Source organism: Ferrovibrio sp., from assembly GCF_025869515.1.
Lineage (GTDB): Bacteria > Pseudomonadota > Alphaproteobacteria > Ferrovibrionales > Ferrovibrionaceae > Ferrovibrio.
The window spans coordinates 1-5,293 of the sequence record NZ_JAOZVR010000092.1 but is presented as its reverse complement, the minus strand read 5'-3'; the positions used below and the strand labels follow the sequence as shown (position 1 = coordinate 5,293).

General features: G+C 58.6%; 5 protein-coding genes and 1 tRNA gene. 4 read left to right on the top strand and 2 right to left on the bottom strand.

Annotation, left to right across the window (positions count from 1 at the left end; translation table 11 throughout):
• Positions 1 to 1,242: threonine ammonia-lyase (ilvA, locus tag OJJ21_RS15430; RefSeq protein WP_297687479.1), on the bottom strand; the 1,242-nt coding region annotated here is incomplete at its 3' end.
• A 186-nt stretch (positions 1,243 to 1,428) separates the two neighbouring features.
• Here ilvA and OJJ21_RS15425 point away from each other — a divergent pair.
• The 4 genes from OJJ21_RS15425 to OJJ21_RS15410 all read left to right on the top strand — a co-directional run bounded on the left by OJJ21_RS15425 (position 1,429) and on the right by OJJ21_RS15410 (position 5,176).
• Positions 1,429 to 2,799: a TrkH family potassium uptake protein gene (locus tag OJJ21_RS15425; RefSeq protein WP_297687478.1), complete on the top strand. Its 1,371-nt coding sequence runs from the start codon at positions 1,429 to 1,431 to the stop codon at positions 2,797 to 2,799.
• A gap of 170 nt (positions 2,800 to 2,969) precedes the next feature.
• A complete protein-coding gene (locus OJJ21_RS15420; RefSeq protein ID WP_297687477.1) occupies positions 2,970 to 3,482 on the top strand; it encodes a hypothetical protein in 513 nt (170 codons plus the stop codon).
• Positions 3,483 to 3,611: 129 nt separating this feature from the next.
• Positions 3,612 to 3,694, top strand: a tRNA-Leu gene (locus OJJ21_RS15415).
• 126 nt (positions 3,695 to 3,820) lie between these two features.
• Entirely contained in the window at positions 3,821 to 5,176 is a 1,356-nt protein-coding gene (locus OJJ21_RS15410) for a DUF6538 domain-containing protein (protein ID WP_297687476.1), read from the top strand.
• Here OJJ21_RS15410 and OJJ21_RS15405 read toward each other — a convergent pair.
• On the bottom strand, positions 5,169 to 5,293 hold a 125-nt coding region (locus OJJ21_RS15405; protein WP_366093095.1), incomplete at its 5' end, for an RNase H family protein. The genes OJJ21_RS15410 and OJJ21_RS15405 overlap by 8 nt on opposite strands.

The following is a 5,293-nucleotide window of genomic DNA, read 5'->3' as shown; positions in this document are numbered from 1 at the left end:
CAGGTTGGCGAGGATTTCGTTCTCGGTGATATCCTCGTAGCCGAGGCCCGCCGCTTCGAAGCGGCTCGCCAGTTCGGCAAAGTTCTCCCGCCGGCTCGTTTCGATGCCTATCAGGATCGAACCGAAATTACGGGCGGATTTCTTCAGGTATTCGAAGCGGGCGATATCATCGTCCGGCCCCAGCAGGTTGAGGAAATCGCGAAGCGCGCCCGGGCGCTGCGGCAGGCGAAGGATGAAGTATTTCTTCAGCCCCGCATATCGCATCGCGCGTTCCTTGACGTCGGGGAGACGCTCGAAATCGAAATTGCCGCCGGAGACGACCGCAACCACCGTCTTGCCCTCGATTCGCTCGCGCGGAAGGAGATCCAGTGCGGCAATCGACAGAGCGCCTGCCGGTTCCAGAACCACCCCCTCGACGTTGAGCATGTCGCTCATCGTCACGCAGATGGCATTCTCCGGTACGATCACCACCTGCTCAGGGGGAAAGCCCTTGAGGGCGGCGAAATTCAGGTCGCCAATCCGGGCGACAGCTGCGCCATCGACGAAATTGTCGACCTTGGGCAGCGTCACGATCTTTCCGGCCTCGAGGCTCTTTCGGAGGCTCGGCGCACCGGCCGGCTCGCAGAAGAGGAAGGAATCCCGGCCAAGGCGATCCGCCAGATAACCTGTAACGCCGGCGGACAGGCCACCGCCGCCAACCGGAACGATGACGAGATCAGGCGCAACATCCTCAGGCAACTGCTCCGCGATCTCGGCCGCCACCGTCGCCTGCCCCTCGATGATATCCTCGTGGTCAAAGGGCGGCACCATATAGCCACCGATCGCCTCGACATGTTCGCGGGCCGCCGCATAGCACTGGTCGAAGATATCGCCGAACAGGCGGATGGTGATGAACTCGCCACCGAACACGCGGGTCTTGTCGATCTTCTGCTGCGGTGTGGTGACCGGCATGAAGACGATCCCCGGCACACCGAAATGTCTGCAGACGAAGGCAAAACCCTGGGCGTGATTGCCGGCGGAGGCGCAGACGAAGGTCTTGCCCTCGGCGCCATCGGCCACGATCTTGCGCAGGAAATTGAAGGCGCCACGGATCTTGTAGGATCGCACCGGCGTCAGATCCTCGCGTTTCAAGTAGACATTTGCGCCGTAACGGGCGCTCAGATGCTCGTTGAACTGCAGCGGCGTGGCGGGGAACAGGCCCCGCATGGCTTCCAGCGCTGCCTCGACGTCCTTGTGCGTCACTTTTTCCATCCGTTGAATTTTCGGGTCGGTGTCGCTATGGCATAGACAGACGGCGGAGACAAAGCCTGTTTGCGCACGACCTCGAAAACCGGGTTCTCATCCTTGAACGCCAACACCCTCCGAGCCGTTGTCTACATCGCCTCCCTTTGCGGCCTCTATCTTTCTATCGCAATGCTGGTTCCGGCGATGGTCGACCTTTATTACGGCCATCCGGACTGGCGCGTCTTCACGACCTGCGCCTTCATGGTCGGGGGAGTGTCCCTGCTTGCCGCCATGGCGACACGCGGTGCGCCGCCGATGTTCACGAAACGGCTCGGCTTCCTGCTGGTCAATGTGCTCTGGGCCGTATTCTCGCTGGCCGGCGCAGTACCTTTCATGTTTTCCAAAGCCGACCTCAACTTTGCCCAGGCCCTGTTCGAATCGATTTCCGGCATCACCACCACCGGTTCGACGGTTATCGTCGGGCTTGATTCGATGCCGCCCGGCCTCCTGATGTGGCGATCGCTGCTGGCATGGCTCGGCGGTATAGGCATCGTGGCTCTCGGACTGTTCGTTCTCCCCTTCCTGCGCGTCGGCGGCATGTCCTTCTTCAAGATGGAATCCTCCGACACCAGCGACAAGCCATTCGCCCGGCTCGCCACCTTCACCCGTGCCTTCATCGCCATCTATGTCGGCATCACGCTGGCCTGCGCCATCAGCTACGCCCTTGCCGGAATGAGCCGCTTCGACGCAATCAACCACGCATTTTCCACCGTCGCCACCGCCGGTTTTTCGACCCACGATGCCTCCTTCGACTATTTCAAAAGCAACGCCGTCTTGTGGGTGTCGACCTTCTTCATGACAATATCGAGCCTGCCATTCTCGATCCTGATCGTGCTGGCGGTTCGTGGTCGCCTGGATGCGTTGCGCGATCCGCAGATCGGCGTCTTTCTGGGGTATGTCATCGCCTTTTCATTGTCTGCAGCGATCTACAACCACCTGCGGAACGGCGAGCCTTTCCCTGACGCCCTGACACACGCTTTCTTCAACTTCTCGTCCATCCTGTCCACGACCGGTTTCTCCAGCCAGGATTATCTGGGATGGGGTCCTTTCACCGTCATGGCCGCCTTTTTCGCCACCTTCATCGGCGGCTGCTCGGGGTCTACGGCCGGCGGCATCAAGGCCTACCGCTTTGTCATCCTGTTCAACATCCTTGGTACAGGCCTGAAGAAGCTGATCTACCCCAACGCCGTCTATTCGGTGCGTTACGGCAGCCAGACGGTCGATGCCGAGACACAGCGCACCGTCTTCCTGTTTTTCAGCGCCTACATCTTTCTCTGGGTGCTCGGCAGCATGGCTATGGCCGCTCTGGGTTATGACATGATGACATCGACTTCCGCCGTCATCACGGCACTCTCGAATGTCGGTCCGGGCGTCAGCCCGCAGATAGGCCCGGTCGGAAATTTCTCGAGCTTCAACGACCCCGAACTTTATGTCATGTCGATCATGATGCTGCTCGGACGTCTGGAAATCCTCACAGTGCTTGTGCTGCTGATGCCAATTTTCTGGCGCAACTGATGAAAGAGCCAGCCCTGCCGGCTTGACGGCGCGCCGCTTTCTTCCAGACTTGACGCGGGTGACTCGCAGGCGGGGATGTCGTGCATATGAGGAAAATCACAAGTTACGGGCTGAAACTGGCTGCACTTGCAATCTCGGCCGCTTTCCTGACTTCGGAAGCGTCCGCCGGAATGCTTGCGACAGCCGCGGCGGAGGCCGAGAAAAAGGCCGACAGGAGCGATTTCGTCGGCGCATTCGAAGCCATGCGCGACGCCTTCGCCGATTTTGGCGGCCTCCTGCCCCTCACCGTAGGCAAGGCGGTCTTCGTGACCGAAAGGCCGAAGGGCTACGGCGCCTACAAGCCGAGAAAGGAACCGGTCTTCGAACCCGGAGAACCGCTGATCACCTATGTGGAACTCATCGGTCTCAATTGGCAGAGGCAGGATGACGGGTTGCAGCATTCGAACTTCACGGTCGATTTCGAACTGATCGACAGCAAGGGCGAAATACTGGCCAGCCAGAAGAATTTCGGCACATTCTCGTTTGCCGGCTATGCGAGGAACCAGGAGATGTACACCCACCTCACCCTCGATATCGATGGTGCGGCCCCGGGCGCCTATCGTCTGCGCTACACGGTCAACGACACGCTCGGCCAGAAAACCACCAGCGTCGAACAGCCCTTCACTGTCGTCGCCCACCGCTGAGCAAGCCTCGCCCTGCACAATTGACGCGAAATCATGTGCTCGGGGCGTAAACAGGGGCGTCCCGGCCGAACACATTCAAGAACAGCAGCCCTTGACCGAATCCGCCAAGTGCTGGACATAGAAGCCCGCGCGGACGTGGCGAAACTGGTAGACGCAAGAGACTTAAAATCTCTCAGCCTTTGGCTATACGGGTTCGACCCCCGTCGTCCGCACGAAAATTTCGACGTTCCGAAAACGCCAATGGTCTGAAATCCCTTAAAAACATGGCGTTTCTCCATATCCATAGTTGCGGAATCCACCGTCTTGCGTGATACATAACGCGCACAAACGGAGGACATATGCCCCGAAAGGTTTCATCAAGAGATCCGGATCGCTTCCTACTGAAGCGCGGTGACTTCTTCACCTACAGCCGTCGAGTCCCAGGAAGCGTTGCGAATCTTGATTCGAGGGCGCCGGTAATTCGAAAGGCGCTGGGTACAGATGATCTTGCTCAAGCCAGAGCACAGCGCGATATCCTCGAGCGAGCCGACGATGAATACTGGGCGAGCCTGAAACTTGCATTAGGCGGAGATCACGCCGTATTGCTGCACCAGGCGCAAGCCACAGCCGCCGCCCTTGGCTTTACCTACCGGCATGTCAGCGCTTTCGGGGCGGAGACCGGAGAGATGTTGCTGGCACGCCTGCAAGCATTCAGAGACGCGCCGGCGGGCTCACTTAAGGCATCTGCGTCGATGGGGACTATCGAGCCTCCCAAGGCAACGGTCAGCCAAGCCCTCACTGTCTATTTCGACGAGATTGCGGCTGATGAGATATTGGGGAAGTCACCCAATCAAAAGAGGCATTGGCAGGCGATCAAGCAGCGGGCGGTTGACAACTTCATCGCCGAAGTTGGCGACCGGCCGATCGCGGAAATCACACGCGACGAAGCCAGAAAGTTCTACGATTTCTGGCGCCGGCGTATCGCTCCGAAAGAGGGTAGACCAACCCACTCAGCAAACTCAGGAAACCGCGACATAGGCAATCTCCGCGTCCTTTTTGCCGAATACATGAAGCATGTGGGGGGAGAAGATGTGCGCAATCCATTCGCCGGATTAAGTTTCTCGGACAAAGGAAAGCGAACAAGGCCCCCATTTAAGGTGGAGTGGATCAAGACCAAAATCCTCAAGCCCGGGGCACTGGCAGGGCTTAATGAGGAGGCCAGAGGTATTCTCCTGGCAATGATCGAAACCGGGTGCCGTCCCAGTGAGCTTTGCAACCTAACAGCCGATCGCATTGTGCTTGATGATCCCATCCCCCATATCGACATTCGTGCGGTCGCGGATCCCGACGCCCCTCGCGAGATCAAGACTCACAGTTCAACACGACGCATACCTCTTATTGGCCTCGCGCTTCAGGTGTTCAAGAAACACACGGCAGGCTTTCCGCGCTATCTGGACAAGGAGGATAGCCTGTCGGCCGCTCTCAACAAGTTCATGAGAGAAAATCATTTATTCCCATCGGCTGATCACAAAATCTACAGCCTTCGGCACTCGTTCGAAGACCGCATGAAAGTTGCCGGCCTGGACACGGAACTCCGCATGATCCTAATGGGTCATACGAACGATCGCCCATCCTATGGAGAGGGCGGATCGCTAGAGTGGCGTCGTGACGAGTTGAAGAAGATCGAGTTGCCTTTCGATCCGAAGATCATCTAACTGACTTTTTGAAAGGCTCCATGCCCTTGCGGGCAAGCTCGTCGGCGCGTTCATTCTCCGGGTGGCCGGCGTGGCCCTTGACCCAGTGCCACTTGACCTTGTGGCGCTGGTTGGCGG

Bases quoted from the DNA above. Each gene is read 5' to 3' on its own strand.
- OJJ21_RS15420 (WP_297687477.1), top strand. From the start codon at position 2,970: ATGCTTGCGACAGCCGCGGCGGAGGCCGAGAAAAAGGCCGACAGGAGC.
- OJJ21_RS15425 (WP_297687478.1), top strand. From the start codon at position 1,429: ATGGTCGACCTTTATTACGGCCATCCGGACTGGCGCGTCTTCACGACC.
- OJJ21_RS15410 (WP_297687476.1), top strand. From the start codon at position 3,821: ATGCCCCGAAAGGTTTCATCAAGAGATCCGGATCGCTTCCTACTGAAG.